The sequence below is a fragment of the Mesotoga sp. B105.6.4 genome (genome assembly GCF_002896535.1).
GTDB lineage: Bacteria > Thermotogota > Thermotogae > Petrotogales > Kosmotogaceae > Mesotoga.
Genome location: NZ_JWIM01000036.1, coordinates 41,855 through 62,766, shown reverse-complemented (window position 1 = coordinate 62,766; position 20,912 = coordinate 41,855). Strand labels below are relative to the sequence as shown.

16 protein-coding genes and 2 tRNA genes are annotated in these 20,912 nt (G+C 45.9%); 11 read left to right on the top strand and 7 right to left on the bottom strand.

The annotated features are described in order from the left end of the window. Together RJ60_RS08595 and RJ60_RS08590 are read right to left on the bottom strand one after the other, a co-directional pair. Positions 1 to 77 (bottom strand) — tRNA-Arg (locus tag RJ60_RS08595). Between the two features lie 15 nt (positions 78 to 92). Then, positions 93 to 182, bottom strand: a tRNA-Ser gene (locus RJ60_RS08590). Positions 183 to 627: 445 nt separating this feature from the next. On the opposite strand from RJ60_RS08590, the gene RJ60_RS08585 reads away from it, so the two are divergent. The 4 genes from RJ60_RS08585 to RJ60_RS08570 all read left to right on the top strand — a co-directional run bounded on the left by RJ60_RS08585 (position 628) and on the right by RJ60_RS08570 (position 3,046). Continuing rightward, a complete protein-coding gene (locus tag RJ60_RS08585; protein WP_243392448.1) occupies positions 628 to 1,104 on the top strand; it encodes a GNAT family N-acetyltransferase in 477 nt (158 codons plus the stop codon). A 266-nt stretch (positions 1,105 to 1,370) separates the two neighbouring features. Next, complete coding sequence (locus RJ60_RS08580; protein ID WP_243392447.1) at positions 1,371 to 1,610, top strand: DUF2905 domain-containing protein; 240 nt, start codon at positions 1,371 to 1,373, stop codon at positions 1,608 to 1,610. 14 nt (positions 1,611 to 1,624) lie between these two features. After that, on the top strand, positions 1,625 to 2,662 hold the full coding sequence (locus RJ60_RS08575; protein ID WP_099830949.1) for an L-threonylcarbamoyladenylate synthase: 1,038 nt from the start codon (positions 1,625 to 1,627) through the stop codon (positions 2,660 to 2,662). 27 nt (positions 2,663 to 2,689) lie between these two features. Beyond that, positions 2,690 to 3,046, top strand: coding sequence for a hypothetical protein (locus RJ60_RS08570; protein WP_099830948.1), 357 nt, complete (start codon positions 2,690 to 2,692; stop codon positions 3,044 to 3,046). 1 nt (position 3,047) lies between these two features. On the opposite strand, the gene RJ60_RS08565 is transcribed toward RJ60_RS08570, so the two are convergent. From RJ60_RS08565 to RJ60_RS08550, 4 genes are all read right to left on the bottom strand, one after another. Beyond that, positions 3,048 to 4,475, bottom strand: coding sequence for an HD domain-containing phosphohydrolase (locus tag RJ60_RS08565; RefSeq protein ID WP_243392446.1), 1,428 nt, complete (start codon positions 4,473 to 4,475; stop codon positions 3,048 to 3,050). Between the two features lie 79 nt (positions 4,476 to 4,554). Then, positions 4,555 to 5,550, bottom strand: coding sequence for a P1 family peptidase (locus tag RJ60_RS08560; protein ID WP_099830947.1), 996 nt, complete (start codon positions 5,548 to 5,550; stop codon positions 4,555 to 4,557). Between the two features lie 8 nt (positions 5,551 to 5,558). Next, positions 5,559 to 7,733, bottom strand: a complete 2,175-nt coding sequence (locus RJ60_RS08555) for an ABC transporter permease (protein WP_103134461.1) — start codon at positions 7,731 to 7,733, stop codon at positions 5,559 to 5,561. Beyond that, complete coding sequence (locus RJ60_RS08550) at positions 7,726 to 8,394, bottom strand: ABC transporter ATP-binding protein (protein WP_099830945.1); 669 nt, start codon at positions 8,392 to 8,394, stop codon at positions 7,726 to 7,728. The genes RJ60_RS08555 and RJ60_RS08550 overlap by 8 nt, the downstream gene beginning before the upstream one ends. 223 nt (positions 8,395 to 8,617) lie before the next feature. On the opposite strand from RJ60_RS08550, the gene RJ60_RS08545 reads away from it, so the two are divergent. The 6 genes from RJ60_RS08545 to RJ60_RS08520 all read left to right on the top strand — a co-directional run bounded on the left by RJ60_RS08545 (position 8,618) and on the right by RJ60_RS08520 (position 16,554). Next, positions 8,618 to 9,178: a hypothetical protein gene (locus RJ60_RS08545; protein ID WP_258006238.1), complete on the top strand. Its 561-nt coding sequence runs from the start codon at positions 8,618 to 8,620 to the stop codon at positions 9,176 to 9,178. 22 nt (positions 9,179 to 9,200) lie between these two features. Then, positions 9,201 to 11,702 (top strand): alpha-amylase family glycosyl hydrolase, encoded by a 2,502-nt coding sequence (locus RJ60_RS08540; RefSeq protein ID WP_103134459.1) that lies wholly within the window; start codon positions 9,201 to 9,203, stop codon positions 11,700 to 11,702. 41 nt (positions 11,703 to 11,743) lie between these two features. Then, on the top strand, positions 11,744 to 12,085 hold the full coding sequence (locus RJ60_RS08535) for a DUF4258 domain-containing protein (RefSeq protein WP_099830942.1): 342 nt from the start codon (positions 11,744 to 11,746) through the stop codon (positions 12,083 to 12,085). Positions 12,086 to 12,179: 94 nt separating this feature from the next. After that, positions 12,180 to 13,751, top strand: coding sequence for a tetratricopeptide repeat-containing diguanylate cyclase (locus RJ60_RS08530; protein WP_099830941.1), 1,572 nt, complete (start codon positions 12,180 to 12,182; stop codon positions 13,749 to 13,751). 14 nt (positions 13,752 to 13,765) lie between these two features. Then, positions 13,766 to 15,331, top strand: coding sequence for a GGDEF domain-containing protein (locus RJ60_RS08525; protein WP_099830975.1), 1,566 nt, complete (start codon positions 13,766 to 13,768; stop codon positions 15,329 to 15,331). A 386-nt stretch (positions 15,332 to 15,717) separates the two neighbouring features. Continuing rightward, positions 15,718 to 16,554, top strand: coding sequence for an MBL fold metallo-hydrolase (locus tag RJ60_RS08520; protein ID WP_099830940.1), 837 nt, complete (start codon positions 15,718 to 15,720; stop codon positions 16,552 to 16,554). A gap of 166 nt (positions 16,555 to 16,720) precedes the next feature. On the opposite strand, the gene RJ60_RS08515 is transcribed toward RJ60_RS08520, so the two are convergent. Continuing rightward, positions 16,721 to 17,917: a hypothetical protein gene (locus RJ60_RS08515; protein WP_099830939.1), complete on the bottom strand. Its 1,197-nt coding sequence runs from the start codon at positions 17,915 to 17,917 to the stop codon at positions 16,721 to 16,723. A 158-nt stretch (positions 17,918 to 18,075) separates the two neighbouring features. On the opposite strand from RJ60_RS08515, the gene RJ60_RS08510 reads away from it, so the two are divergent. Further along, positions 18,076 to 20,847: an HD domain-containing phosphohydrolase gene (locus RJ60_RS08510; protein WP_099830938.1), complete on the top strand. Its 2,772-nt coding sequence runs from the start codon at positions 18,076 to 18,078 to the stop codon at positions 20,845 to 20,847. Positions 20,848 to 20,912: the final 65 nt, after the last annotated feature.

Sequence of the window (20,912 nt, the reverse complement as noted above, 5' to 3'; positions counted from 1 at the left end):
TGGCGTGCCCGGGGCGATTTGAACGCCCGGCCTCCAGATCCGCAGTCTAGCGCTCTATCCAGCTGAGCTACGGGCACCCATAAACAATATAATGGCGGAGAGAGAGGGATTCGAACCCTCGGAGGGTATAAACCCTCACGTGCTTAGCAGGCACGCGCCTTCGGCCTCTCGGCCATCTCTCCACCCTACAGAGTTCATTCTATCACGGTGAGGTTGTGGTGTCAATGCAACGCAAGTCTTGAAAACCTCTTCAAAGGACACTGGTTAAGCGTTTCCCAACTCTCCTATCTCATTTCTTTGAGTTTGAATTACTGAAATGAGCGGTTCTCTTTTTCCGCCCGAGGATCATTTGCTTGAAGGGATCGGGCCAGCTTCGGTTCAGAAAAAAGCTGGCGAATATGTAATCGCATCTTTCAATGTAAAGGCACAATCATAGCAGGAGTTTTATCCAATGAGCTTTTTCGCCTGATGAGTCTGTGATGTCTCTATTCGCAGCGACCGGTTATCATTAAGGAGGGCTGCTTTCTGTACCTTGACTTAAGTGGAATTCGTAATTTGGAGTAAAGTGATTGCTATTGATCAATGTTCAATGCAATAATCGCCTTGAGCTAAAAATGACGAAGGAGTGTGAACGGACTGAGGATAAGAGAAGTTGAACTAAGAGATGCTGCTGGACTCAAGGATATAGTCGTCGATATCGGATGGTTCAAGAACAAGGGTTTTGAAGAGGAAACATACTTGAAGAGCATTGAAAAGATGGTTCAGTGGAGTGTGGAGAAGGACGATCACCTCATTCTCGTTGCAGAAGAGGGAGACGAGTTGACAGGATACGCCAGCGTGCATTTCATGCCTTATCTATTCATGGGAGGCGCCGAAGGTTATGTTGGAGAGTTGTTTGTGAAAACACCCTGGCGGGGAAAGGGCATCGGAGGAGAGCTGCTGAGAAGGGCGGTAAATGAATCCAAGAAGAGAGGCTGCTGCAGGATAAGGCTGATAAACATAAGGTCAAAAGAGTCCTATCGTCGAGGATTCTACTCAAAGCCGAATTGGCAAGAAAGAACCGATGCGGCCGACTTCATGTTCAGATTGAACGAATCGGAATGAACTGTGCAAACAGGTTGCTGCTCTAGAGTCGAATCGCTTAGGCTTTCAATAACTCTGGATCTCATTTGGTTTTCTAGAGCTTACGCTCATCTTCCCACCGCAGAGCGCTCATGTGCGGTCTGCCGGGATGGCCTGCGGAGTATTTTCACTGTCTGGCTTTTTGAAAACCCTACAACATCTTTCGTGTTATGGGATGGTATCAACTTCACGGACGCTCAATTTGCCGAGCCGGAAAAGGGTCTATAATTTATCTGGAAGGCAAAGAGGTGATTCTTCTGGAGTATCTTGAGAAACTGTTGATCAGAATTGGGCTTGTCTGTATAACGGTCGCGCTTGTTCTATTTCTGCTGCGAAAAGTCGGTCTGAATTTTGGAAGACTTCCGGGAGATATTCACATAAGCAGAAGCAATTTCGAATTGTGGCTCCCGATCACTTCTGGGCTAATAGTGAGTGTTATAATTACGGGAGCCCTTTGGCTCTGGAGAGTAATTAGAAGGTTTCTTTAACCGACGGAGGAAGAATGGGTACTGTATATTTACGGGTGAATTCCGAGAACCCCGATGAAGCAATTCTGAAGAAGGCTGCTGAACTAATCAGGAAAGGCGAAGTTGTCGTTTTTCCTACGGAGACTGTTTATGGATTGGGCGCGAATACCTTTGATGAGACGGCCATCATGAAGATTTTTGAGGCAAAAGGCAGGCCCCAGGACAATCCACTGATAGTTCACATTTCTACCATGGAAATGTTGAAACAAATCGTATCACAAGATGTCGAAAGTTTTTCGGCTCTAATGGATCTTGTCTGGCCAGGGCCAGTGTCGTTGATCTTCGAAAAAAGCAAGGAAATACCTGACTCCGTTACTGCGGGGCTGAAGAGTGTGGCCGTCAGATTTCCTTCCCACCGGGTGGCCCAAGAACTGATACGACTCTCGGGTGTTCCTATCGCAGCGCCCAGTGCAAACCTCTCAGGCAGACCAAGTCCCACAATGGAAGAACACGTGATCGAAGACATGGACGAAAGAGCAAGCTGCACAATCCTTTCGGGTTCGACGGTTTTCGGACTGGAATCTACGATTATTGATCTCTCAAGAGGAAGACCCTCCCTATTGAGACCGGGCCCTATCGACCCGGATCAACTGAAGGGAGTCCTTCCAGATCTTCTTGTCCCGGATTTTGTTTCGGGCAGAAAAGAGTATCTTGGTGATCCAATGTCACCGGGTTTGAAATACAGACATTATTCTCCAGACATTCCATTAATACTCGTCGAAGGAGAGACCGAAATGGTTGTCGCAAAGGTGGGAATAGTGGCTGGAAGAAAGAAGTCTCTCGTTCTTTGTTCTGAAGAAATGAAGGACTATTATCCCGTTCAGGTCAAGAAGGTCGTTCTCGGTTCGAGAGACAACCTCATTGAGGTTGCCTCGAACCTCTTCAAAGAACTGAGAAATAAAGAGAACATGGAATACTCTCAGATCATTGCCGAGCCCTTCCCTGAAACAGGTGTGGGACTTGCAATCATGAACAGGCTGAGGAAGGCGGCCTGGAAAATTGAAAGGACTTAGAATTCAGACTCGGGGAGAGTGGCTAGTTTGAAAAAAAGACTCAAGAATCTTTCGGGAGAGATATTCGTCCTACTGGGAACGGTTATCGTTGCACTGGCTTTCTACCTCGTCTTTACCTGGGGCGACAGGGCCGTGACGATGATCGAAATAACCGTGGTCGAGAAAGTCGACAATTCCGAAGCCGGAAAATCCGATTATAGAGTGACGGCAGATACCGGAGAGGAATTCGTGATCCAAAACGCCGAAAGCCAGGGATTCTATGGTGCTTCAAAGGTCTTCAAGATGCTTGAAGTCGGAAGAACCTATCAGGCGCTTGTAACTGGAAGAAGAATACCCATTCTTGGCATGAAGAGAAATATCATCGAGGCGATACCCTCTCCATGATCTACTCGAAAGTGAATCCATCTTCCAGCAAATCGACACAAGCCCTCGTAACCGAACGATCGTAAAGGGTACCTGCTCCGGAAGTGATCTCTTCTATTGCCACTTCTATTCCAAGCGCCGGTCTGTAGGGTCTGTGCGATGATATAGCTTCGACAACATCTGCCACAGCGATTATTCTTGCCGGCAGAAGTATCTCCTCTCCCTTTAGCCCGTTAGGGTATCCAGAACCGTTTAGCCTCTCATGGTGCTGAATCACGTAGTCGGCGATCGGAAAATCAAACTTGATTTCCTTTAGAACTTCATAGCCAAGCTTAGAGTGCTCCTTAATCATCTCAAACTCTATGTAATTGAGTCTCCCAGGCTTGCTTAGAATCTCGGACGGGATCCAGAGTTTCCCAATATCGTGAAGAAGGCCACTTATCCTTATGTTCTCGGAAAGTCTATCTTCAAGTCCCATTCTCCTGGAAATCGAGACTGCCAGAAGCCCCACTTTTCTCTGATGCCCCGAAGTGTAGGGATCTCTTATCTCCACAATTCTGGAAAGCGCATTAATTGTGCTTGTTAAGGTAGCCTCGAGTTTTTCCTTATTCACCTCGGCCTCTCTTCTCGCTACCCTAAGATCTGTAACGTCTGAGATGAAGCCTTCGACAAACACTTCGCCCCCACTTTCGCCGGCAACTACCTTTCCCCTTTCAAGAACGTACTTCACCTGACCCGACCTGGTCACTATTCTGTACTCTATCTCGTAGCGATCGCCTACTGCAAAGGACTCCTGGATTAGGCCCCACACCATCTCCCTATCCTCGGCGTATATCAGATCCGAGTAAGATAGTTCCTTGTTTCCAATAATCTCCTCTGGCCGGTAGCCGGTGAGCTCTATGATCCCTCTACTGACTACTTCCATGGTCCACTCTCTGTCGTTCTTACATCTGAAAGCGATGCCGGGAAGATTGGAAACCAATCTGTCAAGCTCGGGTTTGCTCTCTCCCAGCTTCGTGCAAGCATCGACTGAATCGCTGACGTCATCATAAACGATTGCAACGACACCTTCGTTAAGTCTGTGAACCGACATGTCTCTCAAGATATCTGTTCTCGAATCCGAGTGGCGCTTCGGACTAATGTGAAGGGGAACACCGGAACTATTGACTTCCCTTATCAAATCCATGATTCCGAAATCAGCGGCACCAAGAATAGCCCGCTCGAACTCCTCTCCGACGAGCTCATCTCTTGAAAGACGCTCTATTCTTAGCGCGGCAGGATTCGCATTGAGGATGGTGCAGCTCCCTCCTTTCGATACACCGCAGAGCAGAATGCCGTTTCTTGCCAGAGAAAAGAGATCACGGTAGCTGGCAGCATCGATACCGGAACTGCGGTCAAGACATGACCGGGAGTCTTCCTCTAAATCCTGTCTAGAATTCGAATCTCTCATTTTCATCTCCAAATTAGTAGATGCTCCGATCATATGGTTCTTAGAGTGTCTACAAAATCACCGACAGAACTCTATTCGATCAGAGGTCTGATTGTATTGCGCTTCTTAAAGAGTCTACAGACCCTTTGAATCCGGTCATAGCACCCGAGCAGAGCATCGAATCGACTATGGCTTCTGCGCACGCCCAGACGGCTGCCCTGAATATTTCACTCTGCGTGTTCCCTTCGTTCATTAAGCTTTGCTCGGACTGTCTGTACTCTATGGATGTAGTGAAAGCAAGTGAAATGTCTCCACTTCCATGGTACCCTGGAGCTCCCAGCAGCCCAATAGCAAGATTCATGTGCCGCGTTACTCTCTTCAACTGATGGGGCATCAAAGGCAGGTCTGTTCCCAGGATCATGATGAGCGATCCTTTCTCCCGATCGGAATCCTGTAGTTTGGGACGCAATTCGAGAGACGGAATTCTAAGGTCGGACGATCTGCCGAAATTCGAAAGAACGAAAACCCCTAAGGTGTATTTCCTGCCTCCGAACTCGACGATTCTTGAAGACGAACCGATCCCGCCCTTATAACCAAAGCAAACCATCCCGGTCCCCGCGCCACAGCTGCCGAGCTGGAAATCCTTTTTCGCGTCCCCGACCGCATCGGTAACCATCTCTTCTTTTATCGCCAGAGCTCGAATTTCATTTAGAAAGCCATCGTTGCACTCCATGACGACTACGTTAAGCGACGACAATTCAGGATTACTCTGGAGGGCGAGCCTTACCGCACCTTGATGTACGGCTCCAATTGAAAGTGTGTTGGTCAGAAAGATATCGCTTTCGATCGTCCCGAGTTCTTCTATCTGAATAAGACCCATCGACTTTCCATAACCGTTGAAGACGCTGGAAGCTGCCGGGACGGGCCTTTCATATACGTAAGGAATCCTTATGACGCTTATTCCCGTTCGAAGATATCTCGGTGAATCCTCAGTCAAAGTGTAATGCCCGACTCGTATTCCCTCAAGATCGGTGATCTTGTTCAAAGGCCCCGTTTCGTAACCGTCTCCCGGGTAAGCGAGCTCTCTATATCTCATCTCTTCACCTATCTTTCGATAATTGATATTGGATCTTGTTTCGAAATCAAGAATCTTGCCGTGATTACTCCGGCCAACATAACAATAACGGTCATTACAGAGATTCTGAAAAGCGTCTCAGGAACTACGATCGAGGAAATGTAAAGTCCCCGAAGAAAGACCGATCTAAAAATCTGCCAGCAGATCGTAGTCAGAAGATATCCAATTGCTGCGCCTAGGAAAAGCACTAATGACAGTTCTCCGAAAAAGAGAAGACCAATCTCATCTCTACTCTGTCCCAAAATGTTCCTGATTGATATCTCGCTCCGTCTCGCCAAGGTCACCCTTGTAACAGTAACCAGACCGATTATTATGACGACGATGTACTGAAGATAGATGATAATCGAGGAAATCAACCCCATGAACTGCGTCTCGGCACGGATCTTCAACTCGAAAGTCTTCTTGTCGACCAATTCCACCTGACCGGCCTCGGAGGCGAAACTTCTCATTTCACCTGCAAGATCACGGTCATCGTATAATACCAGGAGACCGGCAGATTCTATTCTGTCTTGCACTAAGACACCAGCGAGACTTTCTAGATTCGGTAGAACCTCCATCGAAGAGTAATCCAACCCCCTGACAGAACCATTGACAATTAAGTCGAAAAGACTCCTGCTAACATACAGCGTACCGGCCGACGGATCTTCGTCGAATATTGAGAGAAGTCTCGAATGCTCAGTAGATACAACAGGAATGAAGAGTTTCGAGGTGCCGAACATAAGCTTTACATCCAGCTCGAGAAGATCGGCAGGAAGAACAGCCGTCGATTTCGATGAGATTTCTTCAGGAAGCCGGATCTCCTCCAATGCCGAGGTCTGAATATAAGAACATTGATCGAACAACCAGCCGCTGTCTCGAACAGTATCCGTCAATGAAGATAGAAGCAAACCAAAAACGGTCACTAGCACGGCAAGCGCGGTGATGTTAACAAAAAGAGATCTGTAACCATCGCTTCTCAGAGGAAATTGGAGCCAGGGCAAACCGACATTCCTGAATCTGTTCTTGAGCAGACCGACTCTTTCTTCAGAACTCTTCAGAAGACCGACGAGATCTCTTCTCAGATGTCTTCCTATCAGTATCTGAGATAGAACAATCGTAGTGAACGGTATAAATAACGTGCAAATAGATGAGACGGCGCTGTCGCCTATATAAAGTCCATTGGGCGTGAAAAAGCGATCTTCGAATAGTGAAAGAACGGCTCCACCTGCAAGGAGGCCAAGGATCCAACCAGCGATTCCCTGATAAAGCGACTCCAGAAAGAGTCTTACCTTCAAACTCGCGGGAGAATGACCTATGGCAGTAAGGATAGCATACTCCTTCCTTCTTTCACGAATGCTTACCGAATTAAGCATTGTAAGAGCTATTATGAAGACCAGAGAGACAAAGAGATTTGTCAAGAAGACTCCCAAATAGTAGCTTGCGTACTGCCTTTCAAGGGCCTCCCGGGAAGAAACAGGTCCTCTGATCGAAACTGAAAGCTCTTCTCCGATGATCCTTGATCTCAGCTCGTTTTCAACTGCCATTAGGAAACCATCCTCAGCGAATACCAGGAAGCCAAATGATCCCTTGCCCCTCGAAATCCCCGACGGCCCCAGTCCAAACACCGATGGTCCTTCCAGAGATGCGACCACTGTATATAGACCTACGCTCGACATTTCGGAGATCTCCTCATAGACATTTTTCAGATCTACTCCTGAGGCTCTTAGAAATGAATCGGAGACAATAATCTCATTTGTCCCTGGGGAAAATACCGTCCCTTCTGAGATGTAGGCATTGCTCTCCCGCAACATTCGAGATATCTCCGTCTGCTTGATTCCATAAACAGGGAAATTGGCTCTTGCACTTCCGAAAAGGTTGTAGCCGAGATAGGCGATATCTACCGGGATAACATCTGAAAGACCAAATACGTCTTCGAAAATCTCGGTAAGACTATTGTCAATCGATTCATCTCTTCCACTTTCAGAGAGATACTGTACCGTAATCCAGCTCTCATTGATCTTTGCTATCCTGCTTCTCGTCTCTCCGAAGGAAAGAAAGATTGAGCTAATCACAAGGCTCATTGATACACCAAGAGCGACAACGAATATGAAGACCAGTATTCTGCCCGGTCTTCTTCTGAGATATAGCCACATGTATTTAAGCATTCACACCAACCTCATAGACCTGGCCATTCTCCACTTTGAGTTTTCTTCTGAAATCACCTATAATCTCAGACGAATGAGAAACAAGTATCAGAGTCGCACCAGACTTCGAGCAATAAGACTTCAAGAGCTCTATTACCCTGCTACCATTTTCATTATCCAGGGAAGCGGTCGGTTCATCGGCGAAAACAACCTTCGGACCGGCTATCAATGCTCTTGCCACTGCTACCCTCTGACTCTGCCCAAGTGAGAGCTCATACGGGAATCGCTTGAGAAGTTGGTTCAATCCAAGCGCAGTAGTGATTTCTTCGAGCCTCTTTTTTGCTCCTCGCTTTTCTTTCAGGGGGAGCAGAATATTCTCCCTGACAGTCAGATGGTTTATCAAGAAGTGTTCTTGAAACACAAATCCGAACTCTTTGCGCCGAAGTTCGGCTTTTGCGGAAGGAGTAAGAGCCGTAAGCTCCTTGCCTTCGTATTTGACTTCTCCGCGACTTGGCTCCTTTAGTGTGCTCATAATGAAGAGAAGCGATGACTTCCCAGAACCCGAAGGGCCGAATATCCCAACTTCTTCTCCCTTCTCTATCTTGAGGTCAGTCGATTTGAGCGCCGCCAGAGCCTGCTTCTTCGTCTCATATATCAATGCGACTTCTTTCAATTCGAACATCCTACTTCCTCCCTTTGAGAAGACCTACTCTGATTATCCCACAAACACTTCGCAGTGGAAAACCTGGCGAATCAGGCTTTTTTAAATTGACGAGACCAAATCGGGCTCAATCATAATTGTGACCACTCAAGAATTCAGTTACAAGAATTCAGTTAAGAGACTTCCCCTTGAGAGATAATAATATGATATATACTCTTCTATGCGGAGGTGAACCGTGAAGATAATGATAGATATTGATGACATCCTATCGAACTTCAATCTTGCATTCCTGAAGATCGCGAATGAAATGTTTGAAGAAGTGCCAATGGATGTTGAGGTCAAGGTATGGGACTTTTGGAAAAGCGTGCCCAATCTCAGTCTCGATATGGAAGAAAGGGTGTGGGAGAGAATTAGAAATACTCCGAACTTCTACGAGTTTCTTCCTCCATATGCAAGTCCCAAGGAACTGAAGCGGCTGGGTAGTCTTGTCGCCCAGGGCTGCCACGAATTCTACTTCATAACTTCGCGTTTTCCTACAAAAGGAAGAAGTGTTCAGCTGCAGTCTCAGAGATGGATTCAGAAGAAAATCGGCGAACCGGTATCGGTTATCGTCAGCTCCCGAAAGGGCGAGCTTTGCAAGGTTCTTGGCATCGATTATGCAGTAGACGATGCACCTCATCACGTAGAGAATCTGCTCGATCACGGAATCAATACATACATAATGGATTGGCCTTACAACAGACACATCGATCACAGACTCAGGGTGAAGAACCTGGGAGAGTTTCTGGACAGTGTTTTGATCTAGTAGAAAACCGGAGGTGAGAGGTTTGAAAAAGATACTTCTTGCTCTTCTTCTTTCAGTCTTCTTAACTGGAAGCATCTTTACAGCAACAACATGGGAAGATCAAGTAATTTACTTCATCATGATCGACCGTTTTTCAAACGGAGATCTATCCAATGACAACATGGGATATGGAGAAGCCGGTACCGACAACTCGCGATACAACGGCGGAGATCTCACCGGGATAATCGAGAGGCTAGACTACATAAAGGGATTGGGCGCAACGGCAATTTGGATAACCCCACCGGTGGCCAATCAATGGTGGAATCCATGGGTGAATTACGGTGGTTATCATGGATACTGGGCCAGAGATTTCAGGATGATTGATGAGCATTTCGGTGACGTTGCACTCTACAAGAGACTCGTTGAAGCCGCCCACGATAAGGGCTTGCTGGTAATACAGGATATCGTTCCCAATCATGTGGGTGACTATTTTCGTTTCGTAGATGGACAGTTCGAACTCAACTCCGAAAGCGTCCCGACCTCTTCTCCCGAACAGCACCCCTTCTCACTAAACGATTTCAATAATCATAAGGATGAGAGTATTTATCACTGGACTCCCGATATCTATGACTTCAATGACCCTTATCAGAAGCTGAACTACCAGATGTCCGGTCTGGACGATCTCAACACGGAAAATCCTGTGGTAATCTCAGCACTTAAGGATTCTTTCGCTTTCTGGATCGAAGAGGCCGATATTGATGGATTGAGGATCGATACAGTAATCTACGTTCCTCTAGAATTCTGGGACGAGTTTCTGAATGGTGAAGAAGGTATCTATGAAGCTGCCGCGAAGAACGGCAAACCTGAATTCATAACATTTGGCGAGGCCTGGGTTAGAAGCGACCCCTTCGACGATGCTGGGGAAATGGTTATAAAAGAGTTTTTCGAAGCAGGAATGAATTCCATGCTGGATTTTCCGCTGAACATTGAATTGAGAAGTGTATTCAAAGAAGGGAAACCAACAGCGAATATCGGATACAGACTTGAGGCGCGGCAGAGCCACTTCGATCAAACCAGGCTACTGACTTTCATCGATAATCACGACATGGAACGATTCTTGAAAGGGTCAGGATTGGCAAATCTTAAACAGGCTCTGGCCTTCATTTTCACGATTCCCGGCATCCCGGTGATCTATTACGGCACTGAGCAAGGCTTTGTAGAAACTAGGGCAGCGATGTTCGCCGGAGGTTTTGAGTCTGGTGAAATCGACCACTTCGATTCTCAATCTGAGCTCTACAGATATATAAGCGAACTCGCAATGCTGCGACAGGAATACCCTGCGCTGAGGTATGGGGAGGTCAAAGTGCTAAAAACCGACCCCAATGGGCCTGGGATCTTTGTCTACAGCATTGAACATAACGAAGAGAAGATCTTTGTTTTAATGAATACTTCGGGAGAACGTAGGATTCTAGCTAATTTGGATACCGGCCTTGGAGTGGGTCAGTTAATCAAGCCGATTTACACTTTCAATTCGCTCTCCAAAAGCTATCCTGTCGAACAAGGCGGGAAACTCGTGATGACCATGAACCCACGCTCCGTCTACGTGGGAATCGCTTCCGAAGAAACTCGTGAAGTTGAGACACCTGAAATCAAGTTTAACGCGAACCTCGAGGATTTTCAGAGGATCGACTCAACTTATACTGTGACAGGAACAGCTTCGGGAGCCTCCTCCGCGCGGATAATATTCGACATGAGAATTGAAGAGGCAGAAGACATCGAAATAGTCAGCGGAGAGTGGTCTTACGAATGGGACATTTCGAAGTTTGACCCGGGAATCCATTCAATTCTATTCAAAGTCTACGGTGATACAAGAAGAGAATCGATCTACAGCGAAGATTACCGAGTGATTCTCGATATTCCGGAATTGCTTCTAGCTTCGATTCCAGATCCCGAAGGAGATGACTGCGGTCCGGAATGCAGGTACAAATATCCTACAGACATCACTTTCAAGAACCAGATGGACCTGCTAGAGGTTGAAGTCAAGCAGATAGGAGCTTCGATGGTTCTGGGGATTAGAATCAAAGATCTAACCGACTCATGGGGACCACAGAACGGATTTGACCATGTTACCTTCCAAATATTCGTAGATGATCCCAACAGAAAGGGATCAACCGACCTGCCGTTCCTAAACGCGACTATGCCTGACGGACTGGACTGGGATTACTTTATCTTCGCAAATGGCTGGTCAATAGTTGCGTATTCTTCTGAAGGTAGTGGCCCGAAGTCGTTTGGAACTCCCATATCCCTCACTCCACTGGTACAAACGAATAGAATGAATAACGAAGTAATTCTCAGGATTCCCGGCGAGACGGTCGGAAGACCAGAGAGTTTTGAAGGGTTCAACATCTACGTAACTACTTGGGACTTCGATGGAATCGAAGCGGTATATCGAGACATCTATCCTGAACCAAAGAGCTACCATTTTGGAGGCGGAAGCAAAGAAGACCCTTATATTATGGATGACATCCTTATAAGGATAGAATAGGAGGATAGAGAGAGGCCTAGATACAGCTTCGGGAGGAGATTATGCTTTTTTTGCTGATTGTGATTCTGGCCGTGATAGTCGCTGCTTCTCTAATAAGGTCGATGAGTCAGGAAGATGAAGATAATGGAGAGGACATACAAGAGAGCACCGAGATATCATTTAGTCAGCATGCCGTTTCAAGAATGGATGAAAGAGGAATTGAACCGGAGAGAATAAAGCGCATTCTCGAAGAGGGTCGCAGGGTGGAAATTGCCAATTACAACAGACTGAAAGTAACGGACGACGAAATCACCGTGATACTCGAAAAGAGACTCGCTAACTTCGAAGTTGTCACGGTATATTGGAATAGTGGCGAGCGTGAGGAATCGCTACTAGATGATTGACAAAGAGATTCGTGATTCATTAACCGAGCCATATGTTCAGGTTTCTTATGAAGATATCTTATAGCCTAAGACCCTCTCAGAAAGCGGGGATAAGATGGAAGAAAAGAAAGATAGAGTTGTTGAATTGTTAAGAGAATACATGTCTTTGCCCGAGGAGGAAGTCCCCAAGAGGCTGGTCTTCTTGAAGGAAGCAGTTTCGATCCTCAGTGATCAGGGGAAGACCCTTGCTGCCCACGAAATAATCGATAGAGAAATCAAGAAGTTCGATCACTTCGATTCTCTGGAAATGGCAGGTTTGCTGAACACAATGGTGAAACTGAGCGCGCTTGTCGGTAAATTTTCACAGGCAGTTGAATATTCGCGTAGAGCACAGGCTATCTGTGCTGAAAAAGGCGAAAAGGAATTGTATGCGAGAGTTCTCATAAACACGTCCGGACTTTACTTGAAGATGAATGATTTTGGCAAAGCTCTGGCCAATGTGAACAGAGCTTTGGAGATAGCAAGAGAGAATGGGGACGAGATTAACGTTGCATGCTGTTTAGACAATATCGCATTTATCACGGAAAATGGAGAGTATGAAGAATCGGGGATTCCAAACTTTGAAGAGGCAATAGAGATAAAGGAAAGGCTCAATATGAAGACTGAGCTACTGAATAGTTATCTCAATCTTGCCGAGCTGTACTACGAATCGGGGAGAAAGACCGATGCCAGAGAGCTTTTGTCCAGAGCGAAATCATTGGGTGAAGAAAACGAAGACCAACACGTTATTGCAGAGACGATGAAATACGAAGCCCGTTTCTTGAAAGGCGAGGGAGATTTCACCTCGGCAATGAGCCTGCTTGAGGAAGTCAGGGAATACCATCAAGAAAATGGAAACAAGACTGAATTGCTTGGAGTATTGAACGATATCTCTTCAGTGTATGAGTTGATGGGAAACTCAAAAGAGGCCTTGAACATGTTCAAACAGATAACGGAATTGAGCCGGAGTATTTTCAAGGAAGAACAGGCAAGGTCGATAGCCCAGCTGGAATCATCATTCGAGGCGAGGGAAAAACTCAGGGAAATCAACGACCTGGCAGAGCAAAACAAGAGACTTAGAACGGTCAATGAAGAGATATCGGAGAAAAACAACGAACTCCAGGAAATGAAAGCCAAGCTGGAGGAAATTAATAAGCTTCTGGAAAAGCAGGCGGAAACCGACCCATTGACCGGGCTGTTGAATCACAGGAAGATGAAATCAGTGCTGGACAGTGAGATTTCGAGAGCAGAGAGATACGAAACTCCCCTGACTATGATAATGCTTGATCTAGATGATTTCAAGTCCGTTAATGATTCTTTCGGCCATTTGAAAGGCGATGAACTTCTTGCCGACATCGGAGAATCTATAAGGTCATCTATCAGAAAGAACGACTTTGCCTTCAGATACGGAGGCGAAGAGTTCCTAATCCTCCTACCTTGCGCAGATGTGGAAAAGGCATCGGAATTCTACTCGAGAATGAAGAGATCCCTTCAGGAGAAGCTTGATATTGAGGTCTATTTCAGTGCGGGTGCAAGGCAGTGGAAAGGGGAGTCCTCGGACGAATTCATTTCCATTGTGGACAAATTGCTCTATGAGGCAAAAGCAAAAGGAAAAGACAGGCTTGAGATAAGTGAAGCAGCTATTTGAGAAAGGTGGATGAAATGAGTCAGAAAGATCACGAGAAGAGCTACACTGATTATTACGAGGAGTATCTTTCGAGAAATGAGTTAGCCGTTGAGGAAAGACTGGCGCTTCTCAGGAAGTTCCAGCAAGCTTTGACAAGCTCGGGAGAGACTCTCATCGCCTTTGAGACCGTAAGCAGGGAACTGGAGAAATTTAGAGGAGTAACCAGTCGCGAGATGGGTCTTGCATACAATGGTATGATTAGAATCAGTTGTCAATCAGGTGAGTTTTCAAAGGCTCTTGAATATGCTTCCGATGCAATTGCTATCTTCAATGAATTGGGAGAAGAAAAGTTACTGTCGATGGTCTACAACAACATCTCCGGTGTCTACTTGAAAATGGGAGATTTCGAGACATCAGTAGAATATTCTGAGAAGGCGGTTTGCCTTGCCAAAAAGAATAACGACGAGCTATCACTTGCCAAGTATCTAAATAACAAGGGAATTGCTATTGAAAACATCACGGAGGACGGTTCAGGTGTGCCGTTTATCCAAAAGGCAATTGAAATCAAGGAGAAGAACTCTCTTAAGGGAGATCTCCCCTCCAGCTATATGAATCTTGCCGACATCTTCCTTTATACCGGAAGAAAGAGCGAAGCAATTGATCTCCTAAGGAAGGCCCGTAAGATAGCAAGTGAAAACTGCGATGATTACTCTCTTGCAGATATATGCCGCTACGAAGCAGAGTATTACGAGGCGACGGGAGATCTAGACTCTGCTCTGGAAGCCCTTGAACATTCACTCGAATATCACAGATCGAAGGGAAACAAATCGGACATCCTTCACAGGCTAAAGGCCATCTCCAAAATCCAGGAGGCAAAGGGAGATGTTGATGGAGCTTTGGAAAAATACAGGGAGATAGCAAGACTAAATTCCGAGGTATTCAGGGAAGAAGAAGCCAGAGTGATTGCAAAGCTGGGAGCGACCTTTGCTACCGTACAGAAGCTCAAGGAAATAGAGGAGATGACGGAGAAGAACCATGAAATTGACGAAGCTAACAGGTTAATGATTGCGAAGAACAAAGAACTAGTAGAGGTGCAAAACCAACCGGAATTGGCAAATCGACTTTTGAAGGAGAGAACCGAGACAGATCCGTTGACCGGTCTTATGAACCAGAAGAAGATGTTTGAAGTACTTGAATACGAAATCAATAGAGCAAAAATGTACGGCGGGAGTCTCTCCGTAATAATGATTGACATTGACGATTTCAAGCAATTCAATGACACTTTCGGGCATCAGAAGGGAGACGAGATACTTGAGGCCTTTTCTTCACTTATCGCTTCCAAAACAAGGAGTGTCGACTATGTTTTCAGATACGGCGGAGAGGAATTTGTCATCTTGCTGCCTTCAACCGGTCTCGAAGGGGCCTTATCTACGGCAACCAGAATACTTGAGTCAGTGAACACATCAGAAGAATTGAAGATAACCTTTAGTGCCGGTGTTGCCGAGTGGAACCAGGAACGCTCTCGTGAGTTATTGCTGAAGACAGACAGATTGATGTACGAGGCAAAGAGAATGGGCAAGAACAAAATCCAATATCAGTAAGGCTTGCATCCGGGAGATGCACAATGAAAGACGAAAGATCGGTCGATGGGATTCTTAGAGAGTACAGAGTTTCTATGGAATGCTCTTTGAAGGCGATGAACCTCTACACGGAACTGGGCCTATCCTGACGATGCTAACGATGTGATTGGAAACAGTGAAGCGACCGCATCTACGTGGATGAGCTCGATAAGAGAATAGAATACACTGACAGAGCTATCCAATACTCACTGGCAAAGGAAAACTAGTTATCTGCATCCATATTAATGAAGAATTGGGGGATAATCCTCAACAGACTCGGGAAGAAAGTGAATAGATTGAGCTTCATTATCTGTCGTAGTAAAGCAATCCCATCTTAGGACACAAAGTACCGCTGTAGAGGAGGAGAAATGAGAGTCCTGTTTCTTGGCACCGCAGCTTACGAGGGCCATCCAAATGTCTTCTGCGACTGTGAAAACTGCAGAAAGGCGAGGCTGGCAGGAAATGAAAGCTTCAGGCTTACGGCTTCCGTATATGTTGACGACGATCTGCTCATCGATTTCGGGCCGAATATCATGTCTGGGGCTCAGAAGGCAGAGGTTTCTCTTTTTGATGTAAAAACTCTCTTAATAACCCACTCCCACTCAGATCATCTGTACCTTCCAAACTTCGGCTATAGAATGAACAGATACAATGCCTCTTATGACAGACTTCCTCGAATGAGCGTTCTCGCCAATTCTACCGTCCTCTCTCTCATTTCCAATTCAGTCTACTTTGACCCGGAGAAAACCGTCCTTCTCCAGGCGGAACCTTATGAAGAAATCGAGGTTAACGATTGTACCGTAATCCCTGTGCCTGCAGTACACAAAGTTAAAGAAGACGAGCAACCGTTTATATTTCTGCTCAAGAAAGGTGGGAAATCATTCCTTTATGCGACCGATACCGGCCCAATCGAAGACTCTTCATTCGGCCGTCTTAAAGACCTAATTGATAGTCCGATAGATATTGCAGTTGTTGATTCGACTTTGGGATTCATGAAAGAAGTGCTCTTTCCATATCACCATACTGCTGAGCAAGTAATCTCCACAAAGAACAGAATGAGGGAGTTTAGAATTATAGATGACAACACTCTGGTAGTCGCCCATCACTTTTCACACTATCCAAACCCGCCCAAGAAGGAACTTGAAGAGTTCTACAACCGCTATAAGGTTGTAGTAGCACACGACGGACTACTGCTAGACATATAATGCGACAGTTCATTTATTGCAGAATTATCGTCGCCTAACCAAATCCTGTCAGAAGAAGTCTTAGCACCCGTCAGTTATTTTTGGGCTTGAGCAAATTACCGTCGCCGTTAGTGCTCACCGACTCTGTATGATTTCATACGTCGATTTCTAAATGCCTAAGACAAGTCTAGCGCTTGAGGATTTCATCTACACCCTCGAACAATTCAACATCTTCCCTTTGCAGAAGATCAGAATAGAACTCCTCTTTACTTCTATTTCCAAACACATAATCAATGAAGCCATGTATCACACTGTATAGATAGTACTCTCCGCCATCCTTCATGAAGACACCCGTAAAATCCAAGAAGTTAGCAAGGGGTGAGATTTGATCAAGCATCGCAAAATCGGGATGCTTAGCATCAGGGATTATTATATGATAAGGCGGAACGCTGCTTGAGTTAATCAAATCGGCTATTCTTCCTGATTCCTCGCGTTCCTTCCACTTATCGGTCTCCATGATCAACGCTGGTATTTTTATACCTTTGCTTATCTCCCGCTCGTTCATAACAAAAAGTGCGGGATCAAAAGTCAACAGAGCTTTTATTCTTTCATCGTAAAGAGAAGCAAAATGAACAACTCCTCCCCCACCTGAATGACCAAAAGCAATCACTCTTTCGGTATCAAAGACGCCGGCCAGAACATGGTTGCTTTTGTTCAGTTCGACGAGCTTATCGATAACAAACGATAAGTCCTCTGCCATAAGTTTCATCGAAAGTCTTACTCCCTCCTCAAATGTCTCGGCTCCGGGGAGTTCCATGACTCTGTCTCTATTGAAATGGAACTGGGTACCATCGGAAAATTCAACAACGGATGCTCCGTATGGATGCTCAATCCCAATCACGACTATACCTCTGCTCGCCAAATACTCAGCAAAAGCAAAATACAGCGGTACGATAGCCGGAGTTCCCGGCGAGAGAATCACCGCTGGTAGATTCCTGGCATCAGCAGAAGGTACGGCATCTAAGAAGGAATTGGTCTTAACGGCACGCAAGTGTTGAAACAATATGGGAGGAAGATCGTAATTTTCAGCAAGGCTGTTCACAAAAACCGAGTGATTCCTGAACCACGGGCTTCTTCTGCTTCCCGAGGTATCGTCGGAGGGATACCAGATGTCTATTATCAATCTTCTGGACATTTTTGCATCCGAGAATGGATCGAGTCTTGTTTCATCGCTCAACTCAATTATCTTAAGTCCGACTTCGTACTTTCCACCAGGGTCGGGTACTTTGGTTGTAGGAAATAAATAAGCGAGAATTCCGATTGCAGTAATAGCGATTGCTCCAATAATCAGCGCTATATCTATGGTTCCACGAGTTCTACTCATGATATCACCTCTACCCAATTATATACAAAATTGATCGGAATATCGTGCGCTCGAATGATCGACTACCTTCAAGAAACTATCTGTAATCTGAGTTTGTTTTCAGTTTTGCAATGTTATAGTTGGTCTTGAGGAAGGCTATTTTCTTCCGGGGGAGTACTATGAGAAGATCATTGTCAACCGTCTTTTTCATTCTTTTGTTTCTTACCCTCTTTGCTGAAGTAAGGTACAAATTTGGTGGAGACACCGATTATCCACCTTTTGAATATGCTAATGACCGCGGAGCTCCGGTGGGATTCAACATCGATGTCCTTAGGGCAATATCTAGTGCTCTCGATTTTGACGTTGAGATAGAGCTAAGAGTCTGGACGAGCGCAAGAGCCGCTCTGGAGGACGGCAAAATTGACGGTCTGCTTGGAATGTGCTACTCGGAAGAGAGAGATATACTTGTCGATTTCTCTAATCCGCACATAATACTTCATGGCTCTATTTTCTCTAATAGGAAGACTGGCAGATATTCTTCTCTCAATGATCTTAGAGAACTGAGAGTTGCCGTTCAGAAGGGCGACTTAATGGACGAGCTTGTCTCTAGTGAGGTAGCTGGAAGTGAGATCGTGAGAGTCGAGTATCCCGAAATTGCACTCCGGATGCTCAATGAGGGACAGGTCGATGCAGTACTACTCGGTAAGATACAGGGTTTGTATTTGATTAAGGAACTTTCTCTAAAGAATATCTTGGTGTCAGAGGATCCTTTTGTAAGGCTAGAATACTGCTTCGCAGTGAAAGAAGGAGATGTAGAGTTATTGTCTTTACTTAACGAAGGTTTGGCGATAATTTCTTCGACAGGAGAATACCGACAGATTTACAACAAATGGTTTGGAGCCATTGATGCAAATGCAAGTAACAGTCCGTGGCAGAGTTTCCTTTTATTCGCCCTTCCCGCTGCTCTGATCATGCTCTTGGTGTTGGGCGGAAAGTATCTGTGGAACAGGACTTTGAGGAAAGAGGTAAGAGAGAAGACGGCATTTTTGAGCGCGAAACTCGCGGAAGAAAAATCAGTTGAGACTCAGCTCTCCCTATCTGTACAGAGATATAAATCAATGTCAGAGACTATCTCAGATTACTACTACGAAATTGACTTCTCAAATGACGGGGAAGACCACGAAGTCTGGAGAAGCGAAGCCTTTGAAAGGATAAGCGGGCACAGTCTTGATTCACCCGACCTTCAAGAACTGGACTGGGAATCAGTTATTCATCCTGAGGACCTTGATTGCTACAAAGGGCATTTTGAAAGCGTGAGATCTGGAAATGAAGAGAGAATTGAATATCGTATTGTAAGGAAAGACGGCGCGCTTAGATGGGTGAGCGAGTACTCGAAGCCAAGTTACTCGAAAGATTCCTCCAGAGTAAGAGGCATCCGAGGAGCGGTAAGAGATATCACCGATGAAAAACTTGTGAAAGACGAGCTGGAAAGAACAAAGGAGAAGGTCTCTAAGCTTCACGATATCGCTTTGAAGATGGAGAAATCAAACGAAGAGGACACGATCTTCCACTCGATCATTGATGCGTCGGCCAATATCCTCGGGATGGAAATGTTCGGTCTCTATCTCCTCTACAATCAGGAAATCGTCACCCTTGAGACGAAGGGCGAGGTGGCATCGATGCAGGGCTACCTATTCAGGAGCGGCATTTTGAGAGACTCTATAGAAAACGGGAATACTACCTTTATAAGTAACAGTTCACTCTGCAAAGTCATAACCGACTGCGAGCAATCGATCTTGGCGGTCCCGATGAAGAGTATAGGAGTTCTCGTCTCGTACCATGACTCTCCAATGAAACAGGAAGAGGTAAAGCTAGTCGAGATTCTTATGGCTCATGCAGTTGAAGCGATCTATAGAATTCGTTCAGATAAGGAGATTCACTATGTCACCTTCCATGACCCACTTACCTCCTTATACAACAGATCATTCTTCGAAGAGGAGGTCGAGAGACTCAATGTACAACGGCAAATGCCTATAAGCATCGTGATGGGAGATGTGAACGGACTGAAAATCGTAAACGATGCCTTCGGTCATCTAGAAGGTGATAGACTACTGAAGACTGTTGCAGACTGCCTGAAATCCTCCATGAGATCCGACGACATAATCGCCAGATGGGGAGGAGATGAGTTTATAATGCTGCTTCCTCAAACAGATACGCAGTCTGCAGAATCTCTTGTTGGCAGAATCAGGAAAGCCTTGAATCGGATAACGGGCTTCAGTCTTCCTATAAGCGTCTCCTTTGGAATCGGAACGAAATTCGATGCTGATCAGGATTTTCGCGAAGCTCTTATCTCCGCTGAAGAAAGAATGTATAGAGACAAACTCCTGAACAACATATCCATGAGAAGCAGAACGGTCCAGGTGCTAGAGAAGAGTTTGCTTAACAAGAGTTATGAGACGGAAGAACATACGGAAAGGGTCAAGACTCTCAGCAGGGATTTCGGGAAGTTCATCGGATTGTCTGAAGCCGAACTCGATAATCTTCTGCTCCTTGGTGCTCTGCACGATATTGGAAAGATAGCAGTTCCTGAGGAGATACTAACTAAAGCGGGCAGTCTGACCTCTGAAGAATGGAAGAAAATCAAGTCCCATCCCGAAGCCGGATTTAGAATAGCCCTCTCTTCGCCAGAGCTGGTGGGAATCGCGGATGAGATCTTAAGTCATCATGAATGGTGGGACGGCTCAGGGTATCCCCGAGGACTGGTTGGCGAATCAATTCCGCTTCTGGCAAGAATGATGTCAATAATAGACGCTTACGACGTTATGACAAGCGGAAGGCCGTACAAGCACCCGGTATCCTCTGAAGAGGCAATAGAAGAGCTGCGCAGATGTGCTGGGAAGCAGTTCGATCCAGGGCTGGTTGATTCCTTCGTCAGTTTCTTGAACGTATAACGTCGTTCATTTGAGCGAGGTTAGTTCTCGATAAGCCTCGTAGGCTCGAGGTCGCGGGTACGGGT